The organism is Vibrio sp. KMM 9700, assembly GCF_058545285.1.
On record NZ_CM178589.1, the window covers coordinates 110,330 to 129,323 of the forward strand.

General features: G+C 42.9%; 16 protein-coding genes. 11 read left to right on the forward strand and 5 right to left on the reverse strand.

From position 1 onward, the window contains the following. Window positions 1–125 precede the first annotated feature (125 nt). From gyrA to AC2VOY_RS00520, 5 genes are all read left to right on the forward strand, one after another. Window positions 126–2,843: a DNA topoisomerase (ATP-hydrolyzing) subunit A gene (gene gyrA / locus AC2VOY_RS00500; protein ID WP_491831647.1), complete on the forward strand. Its 2,718-nt coding sequence runs from the start codon at window positions 126–128 to the stop codon at window positions 2,841–2,843. Between the two features lie 141 nt (window positions 2,844–2,984). Then, on the forward strand, window positions 2,985–3,866 hold the full coding sequence (locus AC2VOY_RS00505; protein WP_491831649.1) for an NAD-dependent epimerase/dehydratase family protein: 882 nt from the start codon (window positions 2,985–2,987) through the stop codon (window positions 3,864–3,866). Between the two features lie 114 nt (window positions 3,867–3,980). After that, the gene (ribA, locus tag AC2VOY_RS00510; RefSeq protein ID WP_491831650.1) at window positions 3,981–4,589 is read left to right on the forward strand and encodes a GTP cyclohydrolase II; all 609 of its coding nucleotides are present in this window, start codon (window positions 3,981–3,983) and stop codon (window positions 4,587–4,589) included. A gap of 257 nt (window positions 4,590–4,846) precedes the next feature. Next, entirely contained in the window at window positions 4,847–5,812 is a 966-nt protein-coding gene (locus AC2VOY_RS00515) for a 3-hydroxyacyl-CoA dehydrogenase (protein ID WP_491831651.1), read from the forward strand. A gap of 324 nt (window positions 5,813–6,136) precedes the next feature. Beyond that, the gene (locus tag AC2VOY_RS00520) at window positions 6,137–7,951 is read left to right on the forward strand and encodes an AMP-dependent synthetase/ligase (RefSeq protein WP_491831653.1); all 1,815 of its coding nucleotides are present in this window, start codon (window positions 6,137–6,139) and stop codon (window positions 7,949–7,951) included. Window positions 7,952–8,037: 86 nt separating this feature from the next. Here AC2VOY_RS00520 and AC2VOY_RS00525 read toward each other — a convergent pair whose 3' ends face one another. Beyond that, window positions 8,038–8,595: an ACT domain-containing protein gene (locus AC2VOY_RS00525; protein WP_491831655.1), complete on the reverse strand. Its 558-nt coding sequence runs from the start codon at window positions 8,593–8,595 to the stop codon at window positions 8,038–8,040. 218 nt (window positions 8,596–8,813) lie between these two features. On the opposite strand from AC2VOY_RS00525, the gene AC2VOY_RS00530 reads away from it, so the two are divergent. Then, entirely contained in the window at window positions 8,814–10,019 is a 1,206-nt protein-coding gene (locus tag AC2VOY_RS00530; protein ID WP_491831656.1) for a CinA family nicotinamide mononucleotide deamidase-related protein, read from the forward strand. 101 nt (window positions 10,020–10,120) lie between these two features. Here the strand turns inward: AC2VOY_RS00530 and AC2VOY_RS00535 are convergent, their stop codons facing one another. Then, entirely contained in the window at window positions 10,121–10,780 is a 660-nt protein-coding gene (locus AC2VOY_RS00535) for a Bax inhibitor-1 family protein (protein WP_491831658.1), read from the reverse strand. Between the two features lie 353 nt (window positions 10,781–11,133). Between AC2VOY_RS00535 and AC2VOY_RS00540 the strand changes: the two genes are divergently transcribed. Genes AC2VOY_RS00540 through AC2VOY_RS00555 form a run of 4 tightly spaced genes read left to right on the forward strand, consistent with a single transcriptional unit; the run spans window position 11,134 to window position 15,000 of the window. Continuing rightward, on the forward strand, window positions 11,134–12,063 hold the full coding sequence (locus AC2VOY_RS00540) for a precorrin-2 dehydrogenase/sirohydrochlorin ferrochelatase family protein (protein WP_491831660.1): 930 nt from the start codon (window positions 11,134–11,136) through the stop codon (window positions 12,061–12,063). A gap of 51 nt (window positions 12,064–12,114) precedes the next feature. Continuing rightward, window positions 12,115–13,254 carry a succinylglutamate desuccinylase gene (locus AC2VOY_RS00545; RefSeq protein ID WP_491831662.1) on the forward strand — a complete coding sequence of 380 codons (1,140 nt, stop codon included), beginning with the start codon at window positions 12,115–12,117 and terminating at the stop codon, window positions 13,252–13,254. Beyond that, complete coding sequence (gene btuC / locus AC2VOY_RS00550; RefSeq protein ID WP_491831664.1) at window positions 13,229–14,251, forward strand: vitamin B12 ABC transporter permease BtuC; 1,023 nt, start codon at window positions 13,229–13,231, stop codon at window positions 14,249–14,251. Before AC2VOY_RS00545 ends, btuC begins: the two co-directional genes overlap by 26 nt. Beyond that, window positions 14,248–15,000 carry an ATP-binding cassette domain-containing protein gene (locus AC2VOY_RS00555; protein ID WP_491831666.1) on the forward strand — a complete coding sequence of 251 codons (753 nt, stop codon included), beginning with the start codon at window positions 14,248–14,250 and terminating at the stop codon, window positions 14,998–15,000. Before btuC ends, AC2VOY_RS00555 begins: the two co-directional genes overlap by 4 nt. Here the strand turns inward: AC2VOY_RS00555 and AC2VOY_RS00560 are convergent. Continuing rightward, on the reverse strand, window positions 14,997–16,190 hold the full coding sequence (locus AC2VOY_RS00560; RefSeq protein WP_491831667.1) for an MFS transporter: 1,194 nt from the start codon (window positions 16,188–16,190) through the stop codon (window positions 14,997–14,999). The genes AC2VOY_RS00555 and AC2VOY_RS00560 overlap by 4 nt on opposite strands. 193 nt (window positions 16,191–16,383) lie before the next feature. On the opposite strand from AC2VOY_RS00560, the gene AC2VOY_RS00565 reads away from it, so the two are divergent. After that, a complete protein-coding gene (locus AC2VOY_RS00565; RefSeq protein ID WP_491831669.1) occupies window positions 16,384–16,908 on the forward strand; it encodes a DUF2058 domain-containing protein in 525 nt (174 codons plus the stop codon). Window positions 16,909–16,912: 4 nt separating this feature from the next. On the opposite strand, the gene AC2VOY_RS00570 is transcribed toward AC2VOY_RS00565, so the two are convergent. Both AC2VOY_RS00570 and AC2VOY_RS00575 read right to left on the reverse strand, forming a co-directional pair. After that, the gene (locus AC2VOY_RS00570; RefSeq protein ID WP_491831670.1) at window positions 16,913–17,938 is read right to left on the reverse strand and encodes a helix-turn-helix transcriptional regulator; all 1,026 of its coding nucleotides are present in this window, start codon (window positions 17,936–17,938) and stop codon (window positions 16,913–16,915) included. After that, window positions 17,928–18,923: a diguanylate cyclase domain-containing protein gene (locus tag AC2VOY_RS00575; RefSeq protein WP_491831671.1), complete on the reverse strand. Its 996-nt coding sequence runs from the start codon at window positions 18,921–18,923 to the stop codon at window positions 17,928–17,930. Before AC2VOY_RS00575 ends, AC2VOY_RS00570 begins: the two co-directional genes overlap by 11 nt. Window positions 18,924–18,994: the final 71 nt, after the last annotated feature.

The following is an 18,994-nucleotide window of genomic DNA, read 5'->3' on the forward strand; positions in this document are numbered from 1 at the left end:
TTTTTGTGTTATATTTTAGCTCTTGTGCGTTTATATGTGAAAAGATGTACAAAATGCAAAAATTTGCAATCTTGGCAATTTTTCTGCATATATATACGATCAAAAATTAGAGGGATAATGGCTCCATGAGCGATTTAGCAAGAGAAATTACGCCAGTAAATATTGAAGACGAGCTCAAGGGTTCGTACCTAGATTATGCGATGTCTGTCATCGTGGGTCGTGCACTGCCGGATGTGCGTGACGGCCTCAAACCTGTACACCGTCGCGTTCTATTTGCGATGAATGTACTAGGCAATGACTGGAACAAAGCTTATAAAAAGTCCGCCCGTGTTGTTGGCGACGTGATCGGTAAATACCACCCACATGGTGATAGTGCGGTATACGATACAATTGTACGTATGGCGCAGCCATTCTCCTTACGCTATATGCTGGTGGACGGTCAAGGTAACTTTGGTTCAATCGATGGTGATAGCGCGGCAGCAATGCGTTATACCGAAGTGCGCATGGCGAAAATGGCGCATGAACTCCTTGCTGATCTAGAAAAAGAAACCGTTGATTATGTTGATAACTACGACGGTACTGAAAAAATCCCAGAAGTGCTGCCAACCAAGATCCCAAACCTTTTAGTCAATGGTTCATCGGGTATCGCTGTCGGTATGGCAACCAATATTCCGCCACATAACCTTGGCGAAGTCATCGACGGCTGCTTGGCTTACATCGACAACGAAGATGTGACCATTGATGAGCTGATGACGCATATCCCAGGTCCAGATTTCCCAACGGCTGCATTAATTAGCGGTCGTAAAGGCATTATCGACGCTTATAAAACAGGCCGCGGTAAAGTTTACATGCGTTCTAAAGCGAATATCGAAACCGAGAAAAATGGTCGTGAAACCATTATCGTGACCGAGATTCCATACCAAGTAAACAAAGCCCGCTTGATTGAAAAAATCGCGGATCTTGTCAAAGACAAGAAAGTTGAAGGCATTAGCGCACTACGTGATGAGTCGGATAAAGACGGCATGCGTATCGTGATTGAATGTAAGCGTGATGCGGTTGCTGAAGTTGTATTAAACAATCTTTATTCACTGACCCAACTGCAAACCACATTTGGCATCAACATGGTGGCGCTAGATAACGGCCAGCCAAAACTCTTTAACCTAAAAGAGATGCTAAAATGTTTCGTTGATCACCGCCGTGAAGTGGTCACGCGTCGTACTATTTTTGAATTACGCAAAGCCCGCGATCGCGCGCATATCTTGGAAGGTTTGTCTCTGGCTTTATCAAACATTGATGAAATCATTGAGCTTATCCGCCAAGCGCCAACCCCACAAGAAGCCAAAGCTGGCTTGATTGCTCGTGGTTGGGATTTAGGTAATGTGGCAGCAATGCTAGAACGTGCTGGCACTGATGCTGCGCGTCCTGAGTGGCTTGAGCCAGAGTATGGCATCCGTGATGGTCAATACTATTTAACGGAGCAACAAGCACAAGCTATCCTAGATTTACGTCTGCACCGCCTAACAGGCCTTGAGCACGAAAAAATCTTAGCTGAATACAAAACATTGCTTGAAGAAATTGCAGAGCTTTTACACATTTTATCAAGCACAGAGCGTTTGATGGAAGTGATCCGCGAAGAGCTAGAAACTGTTCGTGAAGGCTTTGGCGATGAGCGCCGCACTGAAATTACAGCCGCTTCTCATGATATCGACATGGAAGAGCTGATTGCGCAAGAAGATGTTGTTGTGACCCTGTCACACGAAGGCTATGTGAAATATCAACTTCTAAGTGATTATGAAGCGCAGCGTCGTGGCGGTAAAGGTAAGAGCGCAACCAAGATGAAAGATGAAGACTTCATCGAGCGTCTATTAGTTGCTAATACCCATGATAATATCTTGTGCTTCTCAACCCGTGGTAAAGCGTATCGCTTGAAAGTATATCAATTGCCACATGCGACGCGTACTGCGCGTGGTAAGCCAATTGTTAACATTTTGCCATTGGAAGAAAACGAGCGCATCACAGCTATTTTACGTGTTGATGAGTTTAGCGAAGATAAGTTTATCTTTATGGCGACCGGTGACGGTACAGTGAAGAAAACCTCACTTGCAAGCTTCTCAAACGTGCGTGCAAATGGCCTGATTGCGGTCAACCTACGTGATGAAGACTCCTTAATTGGCGTTGATATCACTAATGGTGAAAACGAAATCATGCTCTTCTCACAAGCTGGTAAAGTGGTTCGCTTTAAAGAAGCAGAAGAGCTGCCAGTGCTTGATGAGAACGGCAACCCAGTGCTTGATGAAAACGGTAACCCTGAAATCAAGTTCAAAGGTGTGCGCCCAATGGGACGTACCGCTTCTGGTGTTCGCGGCATGAAACTTGCTGAAAACGACCAAGTGGTATCTTTGATTGTGCCAAATGCAGAAGGCGATATCTTAACTGTGACTGAAAATGGTTATGGTAAACGTACGTCGATTGCTGAGTACCCAACCAAAGGTCGTGGCACCCAAGGCGTGGTTTCAATTAAGGTTTCTGAGCGTAACGGCAGCGTCGTTGGCGCTATCCAAGCCCTTGAAGGTGATGAGTTTATGATGATCACCAACGCAGGCACCTTGGTTCGTACCCGCGTTTCAGAAGTCAGCCAAGTGGGTCGTAATACCCAAGGCGTAACCTTGATCCGCACCTCAGAAGATGAGCAAGTGGTGGGTCTGCAGCGCATCGAAGAGATCGAAGAAGAGCTTATCGATGAAGCAGCAGAAGAATCGGCGGATGAGACAAACGCAAACGCTGAACAAAATCAAGATGCAGCCGGTGAAAGCCCAGCTGCAGATGATGCAAACGACGAGTAATCGTTAACGCACGCAGATAATCATGCCAGTAGGGTTCGCCTTGCTGGCATTTTTTTGTTTTAAAGCCATGGATTGTTAACTTGATATGCTAGTATCAGGTATCAATTAATTCAAACGCTTGATGGATACAGGATGCAAGAGATGGGATCTTCAAAAAATATTTTAATTGTTGGCGCAGGCTGGCTTGGCGCGCCGATGGCGAAAGTTTTCGCCGAGCAAGGGCATCAGGTTTGGGCCACGCGCACAAGTGTTGCAGGCGTCGCTACTCTCACCGCGCAAGGTATTCAAGGGTTTGAATTAGCTTTAAGCGCAGAACCTGTCTCCAAGAAAGCAGTGCAGGCGCAAAAAGATGAGCTATTAACGGCAACAGGGTTAGCGCATTTTGATATTATTATTGGCGCATTTCCACCTAAGCTAAGACGCGCGGTGACGGATGTCGCCATGCGCGGCTATGCCAATCGCTGGCAGCATTTAGGCAGCCTTGCCAAAGCTTTGGATGTTAAGCAAGTATTGATGATCAGCACCAGTGGCGTATATCCAGATATGCCCAAACTCATGCATGAAGACGATGCAAGTTTTATCCAAGCAAGCCAAAGCGATGCGTTTAGTGATAAATCCAAAGCTATGCTTGCAGCCGAGCAAGCTGTCATTGATAGCCAAGTGCCATATTGTATTTTACGTTGCTCAGGTCTCATTGGGCCCAATCGTCATCCGAAGCGTTTTGTTCAGCATTTAAAGACAGTGAGCAGCCTTGCCAAAGCCAATATGGTGCATCAAGCCGATGTGATCGGCATATGTCAGTATATGATTGAGCAAAGCATTACCAATCAAGTGCTGAATGTCAGCATCCCGAGTGATTTGACCAAGGCGCAATTTTATCAAGCAGCGCTTGGATCTGAGCCTTTGACTGATTTTGTCACTTTGAATCAAACGCCAAATAAAGAGGTTAGCCCAAGCAAGTTAATTGGTTTAGGCTATCGCTTTATTTACCCAGATCTATATAGCGCCATTGATGCCTGCTGAAGGTATCAAAAATTAACCAATTAAATACGAAAATCAAAATATAGCTTGCCAATACCTGTTGGCTGATTAGTATGTTTGATCATGATCAAAGAAATTGAAGTAAAGAGAGAAGAAATGGCTGAAGTAAGAGCACGAGTTGATTTAAAAGTAGGTAGCCAAAGTCATATTGATGCAGAGATCTTATCTTTTCGTGGGCTCACGACAGACAAAGAGCACGTTGCGCTGATTTTTAACAAAGCGGATCAAAGTGAGCAGACGCCATTGGTACGTATGCACTCTGAATGTTTGACTGGCGATGTATTCCATTCCTCACGTTGCGACTGTGGCGAACAACTTGATGAAACCATCGAGCGCATGGGCAAAGAAGGCGGGATCTTACTTTATTTACGTCAAGAAGGTCGTGGAATTGGACTTTATAATAAGATTGATGCTTATGAGCTGCAAAGCCAAGGCATGAATACTTATGAAGCCAACAACCATTTAGGGTTTGCGGATGATCTACGTGATTTTGGTGAAGCGGCGCAAATGCTTCAAGCGCTAGGCGTGCCTAAAATTCGCCTTATTACCAATAACCCGAAGAAAATTCGTGAACTGCAAGAAGCAGGGATTGAACTAGCAGAAGTGGTGCCAACGCATTTACACATGAAAGCTGGTAACGAAGGTTACTTAAAAGCCAAGGCTTCACACGGTAAACACAGATTTATCTTTAAAGACGAAGAATAATTCGCTTAGCAGAGTGGGTTACATAGACTATTTTTCTTATTTTTTATTAAATTTATAGTATAAAATAATCTAACGTGATCCTGTTCATGTTTTATATACCAATATTAAGAGTAAGATTTAAGTGTTCTTCACACAAATGCAATCTTAATTTTTAACTCTAGTAAACTAACCAAGTGACATCACATATATTTGCTTGGTATACATCACTTAGTTAAACGATAAAATTTGTTATTTCTTACTCTATAAAAGGTTTCAGCATGGATATAATGCCAATTGATAAAGTTCTTATTTTAGGTTCAGGTGTACTGGGTGGACAAATTGCGTGGCAAGTTGCCTACAAAGATAAACATGCCGTTGTGTATGATATCAATGAAGAAGCCCTAGATAACTGTAAAAAAGCTTATGAAACTTATGCTGAGCTTTTCCGCAAAGAGTACAATCTAACTGAAACGGATATTGAGTTTCTGCTCAAACGTATCCAGTTTACCACCAATCTCGACGAAGCGACTCAAGGCGTTGATTTAGTTATTGAAGCTGTACCAGAAAAGCCTGAAATCAAAAATAGCGTTTATACTCAATTGGCAACAACTTTGCCTGAGCATAGTCTGATCGCAACCAATACTTCCACTTTAGTTCCGAGTCAGTTTGCCGATGTGACAGGGCGACCTGAAAAATTCTGTACCCTTCACTTTGCTGCGACGCCTTGGCAACTCAACCTTGCTGAAATCATGGCGCATGACACTACCGCGCGTGAAACCATTGCCGCGATCACCCAATTTGCAATTGAAATTGGTATGGTGCCAATCCCGTTGAAAAAAGAGCAACACGGTTATTTACTCAATACTTGGCTGGTGTCTTTGCTTAACTCAGCGCAAACTTTGGTGACTAATGGTATCGGTACTGCTGAAGATGTGGATCGCACCTATATGATCTTCAACAAGGGCAGTGGCATGGGTCCATTTGGTATCTTGGATGTGGTGGGTATGCGCACCGCATGTAATATTTTGTACCATTGGTCTGAGATCTATGAAGATGAGCAAATGCGCAAAAATGCAGATTATCTTAAAGAGCATTTCTTAGATAAAGGTCTATTAGGAGTACAATCTGGTCAAGGGTACTACCGTTACCCTAAACCTGCTTATTTGATGGAAAACTTTACCTCAGTGCCTGATATTCGCATGGTGAACTATTTTGTTGATGTAATTCAACCACTTAAAATATAATTTCTTATTTATAAATGAGTTAGTGGTATAAAGCCTTGTTGATCTGGTTATCGGCTTGCATTTTTTGCAAGTGTGACCAGACAATAAGGCTTTTTTATTGGAAAATGCGGTGATATTGAGTGAATTTGCAGCGATTGCTTAATTATTTCAATATTTGCTAACACTTTGACTAACTTCTTGAATATTCGATTCTTTTATCTTCTTTATACGTCATTTTTATGACCTTTATCAATAAATGAACCAAGAAAAAGCTAGAGTTTTCAGGCAATTTTAGTAAAATGCAGCTCTCTAACGTACACTTGTAAGCTAAAAAAGTGAGGGCGAATGTCTCTTAGCCAATACCATGTTATATCTCTATTAACCGAGCAAGCCAAATTGCAAGCAAGCCAAATTGCATTAGAAGGCTTTGAAATGCAAGCACCTTGGGATAAGGTGACATGGCAAGATTTTAATGAGATGACGGATGCTCTCGCAAAACACTTGATCCACTCTGGACTCAAGGTACAAGACAAATGTGCGATTCTAGCGAACAACTGTCCACAATGGACATGCGCAGATGTAGCCAGTTTAAAAGCACGTCAAGTGATTGTGCCGATTTATCCAACCAGCACCCTTGAGCAAGCGCGTTATATCTTAACCGATGCACGTGCAAAAGTGCTTTTTGTGCAAACAGCAGCTGAATACAAAATGGCGTGTGAGCTTGAAATGATGTGTGACAGCATCGAGCAAGTGATCGTGTTTGAGCAAGGTATCGAGCTGAAATCACCACACCATTATTCATTTGACGCCATCATTGAAACTTATCGCACGCTTGATTTAGCTGATGCAGACAGCTTAAACCATGAGCTCGCTGCAAGGCTTGATGATGCGAATCTAGATGATTTATTGACACTTATTTATACCTCGGGCACCACGGGCGATCCAAAAGGCGTGATGCTAGATTACCGTAATATCGCTGCCTCAATCGCGCAGCATGATAAAGTGATTGATTTTAACCAAGGTGAAGTCTCGCTGGCTTTCTTGCCGTTAAGCCACATCTTTGAACGTGCATGGAGCTTTTATGTGCTCTCGCGTGGTGGACGTAATGTGTATCTAAACGATACCCAAAAAGTTAAAGAAGCCATGGCGTACGCACGTCCACATGTCTTATGTGTGGTGCCACGTGTGCTAGAGAAAATCTATACTGCTGTCAATCAAAAAGCGGCCAAAGCCGGTGGCGCAACCGCAGTAATTTTCAATTGGGCGCAGCGCACGGGTTTAAAGCATTTTCATCACACCCAAGCGCAAAAAACAGTTTTCCCTTGGCTTGGCCTCTCGCAAAAAATTGCGCAAAAATTGGTCTTTAGTAAAGTGCAAGCGGCAATGGGTGGACGCATTAAGTTTATTCCTTGTGGCGGCGCAGCATTAGATAAAAATGTCGCACAATTCTTCCAAGCATCTGGTTTGCCAATTTTATGTGGCTATGGCATGACAGAAACCACAGCGACGGTTTCTTGCCAAACTGTTGATAATCGTTTGCTTGGTACGAATGGACGTATTTTGCCTGAAACTGAGATTAAAATCGGTGAAAATGATGAGATCTTAATTAAAGGGGATACTGTGATGCGCGGTTATTACAACCGAGATCAAGATACCCTTGAAGCCTTTACTGAAGATGGTTGGTTGAAAACTGGCGATGCGGGTAAGTTAGATGAAACCGGCAATTTAGTGATTACCGATCGCATTAAAGAGTTGATGAAGACCTCAAATGGTAAATATATTGCGCCGCAACGTGTTGAAGGCAAAGTGGGGTGCTGCCCATTTATTGAGCAAGTTGCAATTGTTGCGGATGCACGTAACTATGTGACGGCATTAATTGTTCCGGCTTTTGAACAGCTAGAAGCTTGGGCAAAAGAGAAGGGGATCAAATTTGAAAACCCGATGGAGCTTGTGAAACACTCACATGTGATGGAGCTTTTTGAGGCGCGTTTAAAAGAGATCCAAACTGAGCTTGCAGGTTTTGAGAAGATTAAAAAATTCACCTTATTACCAGAAGCTTTTTCAATGGAATCAGGGTTAATTACGCCAACATTAAAGCTCAAACGTAAGAACATCTATTCTAAATATTCAAATGAAATTGCGGCAATGTACGCAAGCTAAACGCTGAGACTTTCAAAAGATAAAATAAATGACGCCACTTGTGAAACCAAGTTGGCGTCATTTTTGTTTGCAAGTTAAGCAAGGATTCAGACTAAAGGTGTTTCTTGTTCGCTGTTTGTGTCTTGATGCGTGACTTGGCTGAGTTTCACCGTCGCATTTTGGTTTAAGCCTTCAAGTTCATGAATCAAGTCTTGAATGTGGGATGTGATCGGCAACTGTAATTCAATGGTTGCAGAAAACTCTTGGTGATCCACATAATTGGTGCGCGCAATAAACACTCTTTGGCTCGTAAAGGATAAAACTTTTGCCCGTTGCTGCTCAAGGATATAAGTAATATCACGGATCAGCCCCTTTCTATCTGGGCAGGAGAGTAACAGTAAAAAGCTATCTTGCTCATTGTGCGCAGGGTGTTTGCAAGGGGTGATGATGGCGTGTAGTTTAGGGTTTTTACGAAATAGCTTTTTAATCAGTTCAACTTGCTTTTCAGACGATTGCACCTTAATCAGCGCAGAGACTTGGTCATCCATGTAATGAATTTGGCTATATAGCCAATCACCACCAAATGCTGCTGTCTCTGTGGCAAGTTGTTTGAGCTCTTCAGGCTTTGCTGTTCCTGAAAGATTGACGATAAATAATTCTTTCATAAAAACTCCTAGACTCATTATTTCGTTTATAATCTTTCCACAATAAAGCGCTGTCATAATGGAAGATTTACTTATCAGTCAGCTAGATAGCTAATCTGAGTATAGTGTATTTTTTATACAAAATTTATCTTAATTAGTTGTTTTTGTGGGATAGCTCGCGCATTTTTTTTAGCTAATTTATTGAATAATAATGGATATATAAATCAAAAGGATACCCTATGAAAATAGCAATGCTTAGCACAGGTGAAGAAGTGCTACATGGCGATATCGTTGATACCAATGCCGCATGGCTTGCCGAGCAACTCTTTGCTCATGGCTTTGGTCTTGATTATCGCATGACGGTAGGCGATGGTCTGGATAGCTTGTCACAAACCTTACTTAAAATGAGTCAAGATTGTGATGTGGTGATAGTCAATGGCGGTCTTGGGCCAACCACTGATGATGTCAGTGCGCAGGCCTCTGCAAATGCTGCTGGCGAGTCTTTGCGTTTAGAAGAATCTTGGGTTTTGCGTATGCAAGAGTATTTTGCGCAATATAATCGTGAAATGCCACCAAGCAATATCAAACAAGCGATGATCCCACAAAGCGCAGAGATGATCGATAACCCAGTTGGCACAGCGTGTGGATTTAATCATAAAATCGGCCAAACGAATTTCATCTATACGCCTGGTGTGCCGTCTGAATTTAAGCGCATGACACAAGATTATATCTTGCCATACTTAAAATCGCGATTTAGCCAAGCCAATGGTCAAGAGTGCTTCAAAATTTATACGATTGGCGCTGGTGAATCGGCGCTAGCAGAACTTCTTGAGCCGATCGCTTTGCCTGATGGGGTGTTTCTAGGCTATCGCTCGTATGTGCCTTATATAGAAATTAAGCTGTTTACGCCGACAGGGTTTGCTGACAAAGCGCAAATTCTTGAGAATATTCGCAGTCAAATCGCACCCTTTATTGTCAGTGAGCAGCAAGATTTGTTGTCCCATTTAGGCGCGTTACTTGAAAAACGTAAGGTAAGGTTGAGCTTTATTGATAAAGCAACAGGCGGCGAACTTGGCTATGTACTCAATCAAAATGAATACATAAGTGACACCTTAGTGCAAGGGATCATGCTTAGCGATCAAAGAGTTAGTAATATCGACAGGGCGCTTAAAATTGCTCAAAAGCATGCGTTAAACCCAGAAGATAAACTTTGCCAAGTCGGCTGCTTTATCGAAGAGAATAATAAGGTGGTGTTTACCTTAAGGTATAAAAATGAGTCCTTAGCACTGCATTTATGCTTAACCCGTGAGTTGAACCGATCACGCCGTCGCAGTTTGTTGACTGTGCTGCTGCTTGACTTTTTGCGTCGTTATTTTGAAGAGGTTGAGCTTATCCCTGATTACTTATGGTTTGATAAAGAGAACTGCAAGCTCGTGAAAGTCTAATGATTTAGCTAAATGAGGCGCAACAAAAAGCCCGAAGCAAGTTAATTCTGCTTCGGGCTTTATTCTTTCAACCAACTAGATAAGTCTAGTTAGTGATAAAATTAATCGTTATTTGCAAAACCTAGGATGCTTAACAAGCTGATAAATAGGTTATAAATCGATACATACAGCGTAATGGTTGCTGAGATATAGTTTGTTTCACCACCACGGACAATGCCTTGCGTGGTAAGCAAGATTGCGCCGGTTGAGAACAAAATAAATAGGCCACTCATTGCCATGTGAAGCGCGGTGATTTGCAAGAAGATATTTGCCACCATGCCCACAAGAAGAACCACGAAACCTGCCATCATCACGCCATTTAAAACAGATAAATCACGTTTAGTGGTCAGTGCATAAGCTGAAGCGCCAAGGAATGCGAGTGCTGTGCCGCCAAGCGCCATGACAATCACATCACCCATGCCTGCGCCAACGTAAGCATTTAGAATCGGGCCTGTGGTGTAACCTAAAAATCCAGTAAACAAGAAAGTGAACAAGAGTCCAAGGCTTGAATCACGGTTTTTCTCGACTAAGAATAATAAGCCATAAAAACCGACAAGCATTAATATAATGCCAGGACGCGGAAGGTTCATTGCCATTGATACGCCCGCAACAATCGCAGACCAAAGCAAGGTCATTGATAGCAAGAAGTATGTATTACGCAACACCTTGTTGGTTTGTAGCGCAGACTGCGAGGCAGTTTGAGTTACATATTGATTGTTCATGTTCGACTCCATTTTTGCGAATAGTTGATAAGTTGGTCTAGATATGCCCAAACTTTCAGGGTATAAACTTAGATATATAAAGGGGTTCCAACATACCACTGTCCCTTTAAATATGTGGTCTTTTTGATCACAAATCAACCCTTAGTCTAAAAGATTTTTCAGATAAGAAGTTGATATATCCTTATTATTTCTTTATTTAGCTATTATGTATATGATAACTGAAAATATCTTAGATAAACGGAAAAAGTTGTAACATGCAATGTCACCTCAGTGACCTAAGATTACGACCCAATTATGGAATAAAGGTTCAGCCAAAGCCAGTTGGCCGGCTTGAATCTATGTTAAGGAGCCCAATGCGTTATTTTCCAATATTTTTAGACTTAAACCAAAAGCCAGTCCTTGTTGTCGGTGGCGGTGAGGTAGCTTGTCGTAAAGTCGAGAGTTTGCTGCGCGCTGGCGCCTTGGTCACTTTAATTGCGCCGCAAATCCACCCACAACTTAAACAAGCTGTAGATAAAGGCGAGCTGATTTGGCTACAAGACTTTTATCACGCGGGAATGTTAGATAACTTTATCCAAGTTTGGGCGACGACAGACAACCCAAGCTTAAATCATCAAGTGTACCAAGATGCCCACGCCGCTAATATTTTAGTCAATGTCGTCGACGACCCTAAACATTGTGACTTTATTACCCCATCCATTTTAAATCGTGGGCGAATTCAAATCGCGATCTCCAGCGGTGGTAGTTCACCTGTGTTGATCCGTAAACTGCGTGAGCGCCTTGAAAGCCAATTGGCGCAAAACTTAGCTCTATTAGCAGACTTTGCCGCGAGTAAGCGTCAAGATATTCAGCAAAAGCTGCCAAGTGTGGATGACAGACGCAAGTTCTGGGAAGTGTTTTTTGAAGCGCCAAGTCTTGAAAATATTCAAACCAGACATGAATTAGAAGATTTATATCAAAGCTTGCTGCAACAAGCGCCTGAGCAGCAAGGACGCGTCCATTGGATCGAGTTTGGTGATGACGCGGAAATGTTAAGCTTAAAAGCACTACGTTTGATGCAGCAGGCTGAGTGTGTGTTTTATCCTGCCGATTGTCCGTTTGAGTTTATCGATCTTGTGCGTCGTGACGCAGAGCGAACCATTTATCATGAAGTATCTGAGCTAGATTTTGCGCTTTCTCAAATGCTAGATAAGCGAATCTGCATATTTATTGACAAGCATAACCGAGAACCTAAGCTTGAATTAATGATAGCGCAAAAGGATCTTATACCTATTGTCATCTAAGCTTTAACGAACATGCTGAATAATAATTGAAGTATTTATCAAGGAGGATGTATGCTGCAATTTATTCAATTAATGCAAAAAGACTTGCTTGCTTGTTATCTGGATTCATCTTGGCCACTTGGGCATACGCGTTTGCCACATCTAGATATCGAAATTCTAGGTGATGGCATCTTTGCGCTGCGGCCGCGACTCGATAAGCCATGTTCAGATAAAAAAGGCGGGCAGGCGCAAGAGATATATCCTCATTATGAAATGAAAGATCCAAAGGTATGGGATCTGCATAAAAGTATTGTCCTTTCGGCTGGGATTCATGGTGATGAGACGGCGCCGATAGAGTGCTTGGCACAGATTGCGCAAGATATTCTCAATCAAAAACAAGCACTGCATTGGCCGTGTTTATTTATCTTCGCCCACGCCAAAGCAACCCTTGCCCATGTGCGCTACTTTGAGCAAAATTTAAACCGCTTATTTGCCAATCAAGATGAAGAAGAGGTTGCTGCGCAAGGCATTGAAGCCAATATCGCGCGTCAAATTAAGCACGCTTTAGCTGATTTTTATGCAACAACTAACCCGCACCACAGATGGCATTTTGATCTGCATTGCTCCATTCGCCCCTCGATTTATCCGCACTTTGCGATTAGCCCATTACCGATTGACCCAAAGCGTAGCCAACGTTTGCACCAGATGTTAATCCATTTAAATATGGATGCTGTGGTGGTGTCGAATCAAGCTTCTTCAACTTTAAGTTGGTTTAGCCATGCTTTTTATTGCGCGCATGCCGCCACTTTAGAGCTTGGACAACTCAAACCGCTAGGGGAGAATAATCCGCAGGATCTTGCCCGATTTGAAACCCCATTGCGTGAACTGTTGACGCATAAAGATGGCTTTGAATCAAATCGCACACCGCAGCGCCAACTAAGCCATTCCACATCCTTTTATAAAGTTTCTCAAGTTATTGAAAATAAAGGTGGGATACATTTCTTAGAGCCAGATAAATTAATAAATTTCAATCGTTTTGAAACGGATATTGAAATCGCCAAAGATACCTCACAAGGCTACCTTGCCAAGGCAGGAGAAATCATCTTATTTGCCAATGACGCGGTAGAAGTGGGGCAACGTGCAGGTTTAATTGCAAGTCCTTTAATTGAAAGTGATTTATTGCCGTTTGCAATTGAAAAAAATCACAGTTAACCTATGCCTTTTATCTTTAACGGTCGGGCATACATTGGTTTCTAAGAATCGGCTCCATCTCTCAGCGACTGGGATCAGTCTGTTTTTACTGCTTAGCATCAGTATTGCGCTCTTTTGGGGCGACCTGTCATTTTTTGATCCCAACACTTCAAGCGATCTTGCCAGCCAAGTGTTGCTTGAGTTGCGCCTGCCTCGTGTCCTGACTTGCCTTTTAATTGGCGCAGCATTAGCCATCTCTGGTGCAAGCTTGCAAGTCTTACTCGCAAACCCCTTGGCAGAAGCTGGCATGCTTGGCATTTCAGGTGGCGCGAGCATGGCATTGGTGCTGACTTTATTTATCTTTCCTAATCTTTTTGATGGCCTTGGGCAATTCTTACCTGCAATTATTGGCGCCTTGGGGATCACCTTTATCTTGGTGACCAGCAGCCATTATTTTCGCCTTTCAACCAGTCGCTTACTGCTTATTGGGGTGGCCTTTGGGATCATCTCTGGCGCCGTGGTGACTTGGGCATTTTATTTTAGCGATAATTTAAACTTGCGCCTTTTGATGTATTGGCTGATGGGCAGCGTTGGCAGCGTCACATGGCAACAACTAGGCTTAAGTGTTTTGATGCTGCCTTGCATGGCATTTTTAATTTTACAAAGTAAGAAACTCGATTATTTAATGCTTGGCGAAGAGGGGGCAAAGCAGCTTGGCGTCGATGTGCTGCGTATGCGCTGGCAACTTATTTTAGTTATCTCAATTTTAGTCGGTTTCTCTGTCGCTTTAGCTGGGGTAATAAGCTTTGTTGGCCTCGTGGTGCCGCATTTTGTGCGCTTATGGATAGGTTATGAAAATAAATATGTGTTGCCATTTTCGGCGGTTTTAGGGGCAGGACTGCTTGTTTTCTCCGATGTGATTGCACGTTTTGCGCTGCCAAGTGCTGAATTGCCATTAGGGGTTGTGACCACCACACTCGGCGCACCTATTTTTATTTGGATGTTATTAAAATCATGAGCTTAAATGTCATTAACTTAGGCCTTGAAAAAAGGGTTCAAGGGGTCAACTTTCAGCTACAAGCTGGCGAGATCTTGCATATCTTGGGCGCGAACGGCAGCGGTAAGTCGAGTCTTTTGCAAGCGTTATCTGGGCTGACTAGCTATCAAGGTGAAGTCTGGCTAGATGAGCTAAATCTGCGCAGCCAATCAATGCAAACTTTATCCCATTTAAGAGCCTACTTAACCCAAAGTCAGCACATGGCATTTAATCTATCTGTCAGCCACTTTCTATCTTTAGCGCGCAAACCATGGACAAAAAAAGCTGAGTTTGATAGCGCATTGAAGTCATTAGCTACTTCACTGCAAATACAAAGCATGCTAGATAAAGATCTAAACCAGCTTTCAGGCGGTGAATTTCAACGGGTACGTTTGGTTGGGATCGCGCTGCAAGTCTTGCCGCGTTTAAACCCACAGGCAAAACTCATGTTGCTTGATGAGCCAGCCGCACCACTTGATATTGCGCAACAAGGTTTGCTGTATGCATTTATTGACGCGCTTGCCAAAGAGGGGCTGATGGTCTGCTTGGTGAGTCATGATTTAAACCGTAGCTTGCAGTTTGCCGATAAAGTTTTACTGCTCAAAAAGGGTCAAGTACAAGGCTTTGGTGACACGAATCAACTGATGACAAGTGAGCGATTAAGCGCTTTGTTTGACAGCCCAGTTGAGCGCTTGGATATCGCAGGTAAACCTCGACTTTTATTTAATTAAGCCATTTGGTTGTATCGTGAAAGACGCCAGATAGCCACAAATAGAAGTAGATATAAGCAAGATGCGGCATAAATCACTCCATGCCAAGCAAACACTTCCCAGCAATATAAAAGCAAAAAGCCGCCCAGACTGCCGCCCGTATAATAATGAATTAAATACAAGGCGCTGGCACTTGCCTTGGCTTGCTGCGCGTGTTGACTCACCCAAGCATAAGCCATGGCATGGGTAAAGAATGCGCCAAAACTGATTAACAATAAGCCCGCAATCATGGCGAGCGGATGCGCTGCCGAGGTAATAAACATCCCAAGCAAGGAAATGATGCTGCCCATGCACATGCCTTGTGTGGCGCGATAATGCTTGCGCCAAATACTAGTTAACTGCGCGCTAATGGTGCCGGCAAAATAGCACAAAAAGATCATCGCGCTGATCCCAACCGGATAGTTATATGGCGGCGCAGTTAAACGAAACCCCATCACCGAATAAAGGTTCACAAAAAGGGCAAAGTTTAATCCGCCAATGAGCATCGCTATCCACAGTTTTGGATTGGTTAAGTGGCGAATCGCTTTTTGGGTCTCTTGTTTAAAATTCGCATCACTGGCAACAAAGTTCTGCTGTTTAGGTAAGTGTTTATGCACATAAAACGCAGCAATAATCGTGACTAGGCTTAAGATCAATAAGGCATATTTCCAGTCAAGATAACTCGTTGCAAGCCCGCCATAAACCCTGCCGGTGATCCCACCTAACGCATTTGCCGCCACATATGCCCCCATGGCAGCGATAAAAACTTGCGGTGGAAACTCTTCTGCCATATAAGCGGACGCAATGGCGACATAACTGCCTAAAAATAGACCCAAAAGTGCTCGTAAGAAGATTAAAGCGTGTAAGTTTGAGGCGCTCAGCATCAGCAGGCTTATCACAGGAATGGCGTATAAACTCATCAGCATGAAGGGGCGGCGGCCATACTTTTCAGACAAAATAGCCCAAGGCAATAAGCCTAGAGCTAATGCTAAGGTTGCGCTAGCAAGTACCCAGTTAACTAAGGTTGCCGATACGTCAAATGCACGCGCCAGATCAGGCAACATAGGTTGGAATAGATAAAGATGAGCAAAGCAAACAAAGGCGCCAAGCGAGAGGGCAAAGCGTGGTTTGCGGTATTTATGGAGTAAAGCGGGCGTTTGCTCAGAAGCCATACAAAGACCTATTATTCGGCTGAAATGTCGATTTGTGGTTTGAATTCAAAGGGTATTCGATTTATTATGAAGCCAATATACCCAAGTAACCTCAAGATGCTAGTTTTAGCATAGTTGAAGCCGCAATCCTCTTGATTGTATGCCACTTATTTTGGGCAAGATAGACACTTTTTTAATTATTATTGAGATCTTCATGGCAAAACTAACTCTTCAAGAACAAATGCTTAAAGCTGGCCTTGTGAATCAAAAAAAACTCGCCAAAGCTAAAAAATCATCTAAAAAGTCACGCACTCAAGTTCGTGAAGCGCGTGAGGCTGTGGCGGCAAATAAAGAAGCGCAAGCACAACGTGATAAAGAATTAGCTGCGGCGCAAAAAGAGCAAGCCCGTGCCAAAGAGATCCAAGCGCAAATTAAACAAATGATTGAAATGAACCGCTTGGATTTAAGCGCAGGTGAAGTACGTTATAACTTTACCGACGACAACAAAGTGAAGTTCTTAGATGTGACCGAAGATATGCAAAAGCAGTTGGTCAAAGGTCGTTTAGCCATTGTGCGTGTTGGAGAAGGTTATGCTGTGATCTCCGCTAATGCTGCGGATAAAATCGCGCAACGTGATGCATCTTACATTGTGTTAAACAACCAAGTAGATGTGGAGCAAGATGTCGATGAAGATGACCCATATAAAGATTTTGTCGTGCCAGATGATTTGATGTGGTAATGCGTTAGGTGTGAAGCGACAGCCAACGTTTAAACGCGCGGCGATAATTGCTGACATCAAAAAACTTCATTTCAAGCGCTATCCTTTCATCTGAATAGGCATAGACTTTAGATAAAAAATCCGCATGCTGCTTGCGCACTTCATCTAGCAGGGTGCGGTAATTTGTATGATGAGCTTTAAGACGTCGCTTCAAGGTCGCAGGGCTAATAGCCAAGTCTTCGGCCAATTGCTCTAGGCTTGGCGGCGCTTGCAAAGATTGCCGAAAATACTCACGAATATAACTTAAAAAACCTATTTCAATTGGGTGGGCACGCTTATTTGCCATGGCATACAAACGCGGTGAAGCCGTGTCGATTGGCTCTAATGTAGGTTCTTTTTTAACTAATATATAATCCCCAGCGTCAAACTTATCCGCTTGTTGCCAATATAAATGATAATAGGGCTGTTTGCTCTCATGCCAAGGCATTTGAATTTGCCAGTTTGGCGCTTGCTTGCTTAACCACTGGTATAAGCTTACGAGTCCACTAATGAAACTCTCCACTAGCCAATCCATATAATCACGCCTCTTAGATTGAGTCAGCCCAAAGCTGACCCCAAAGGGATCTTCAAAGCTTAAATAAATATCGGTTTCACTGGCTTGAATGACCAACTTTAAAAGTGGAAAAAATACCAACTGATGCGTCGAAAGATTTCTCAGTAAGGTTAAACTATCCGGTGCATGGGTTAATAAATGGCTTTGTGGATCAAAAAAGCTTAAAAACAGCCGCTGACCATATAAAAAACTTAATTCATCAGCCATCCCAGTTTGGCTTAAGTTGATGATAAGTTGTGACAATTGCTTGGCACTTATTTTGTAGTTGAGATCCGTCAGATCGTCTTGAAAAATCCCCGTTTTGCAGAGTAAATAGTCAAGATTTAGACCTTTTTCTTGGATCAAATCAAATAACAATGCCAAGTGTTGATGCGCAGGCAGCACCTTTTGATCTAGGCTTATCGATTGACAAGATTGAATCTCAAGCTTAGCAAGCATTGGTTATTTCACTATCAGGATTGGTTGATAACGGCGCGGCAGGCATGCGCTGCTGTTTAGATATCAGGTCTATTGCCTCCTTAAGTAACAGTTCTGGACTTCTCTTTGCGTACTCAGACTTCGACTTTGGCACCAAATTAACATGCCAAGTAAAGCCTAAACTTTGGCTGTTGGATACATGAAAGATATAGCGATTGAGTTGTTCATGCACAGTTTGCGTGAGACGCTTGGCTTGAGTTTCATCAGTATTGGGCAGCCAGATCATATAAGATTGCCCCGCATAACGGCAGACTAAATCTTGCTCACGGACACTAATTAAGAGTAACTCTGAGATAAATAAGGTCAATTTATTGACTTGTGCGCAGGGTAGTTGGGCTTGTAAAACTTGCCCCGGATCTAGGCTTATGACGACTAACCATTGGTCTTCTAAGCTATCTTTTTGTGAGGCTTGCTGGATGTTTTGTTTTAAGAATTGAAAATCAGGTAAGGTTAGGCCTTGAGACAGGATTGGGTGATTCACGTTGAGTTTTTGACGTTGGATCAGGTAATGGGTCAAACCTTGTTGCTCTTCGCGCCACTTCCAAAATGCATAAATAATCAGAACAAAACCTAAAGCCAAAGATTCAAACATATTCGCTATGTTTTGGTGCTGGCTTAACTTGATAAATTCGTCAATTAAGTCTTGCGCCAAGGATAGGCTCATACAAATAAAGCCAATCGCAAAGCAGCGCGTCGTCGCCCCAGGTTGACGTAAAGACAAAATAAACGCGAGCCATAAGAGACACATCACCACAGATGAGCCTTCTGCGGTAATATCTATCCAGTCCCATTGCTCGGCAGGTTTAAGGCTTCCAAAATGGTGATTCCAAAGTAAGAGCAATAAAAAAAGCAGGCTTTGGAGCACAAACCAAATCTGGTGAACCTTTAGTGCGTAGCACATCTCTCGTCCTTGATAAACGCAACGTTTCCAATATTGATGCAACATAATTTACCTAAATACAATCATTTAAACCTTAGAAGTGTAGCCAGTGGATATGAAGAATAGATGAACAAAAT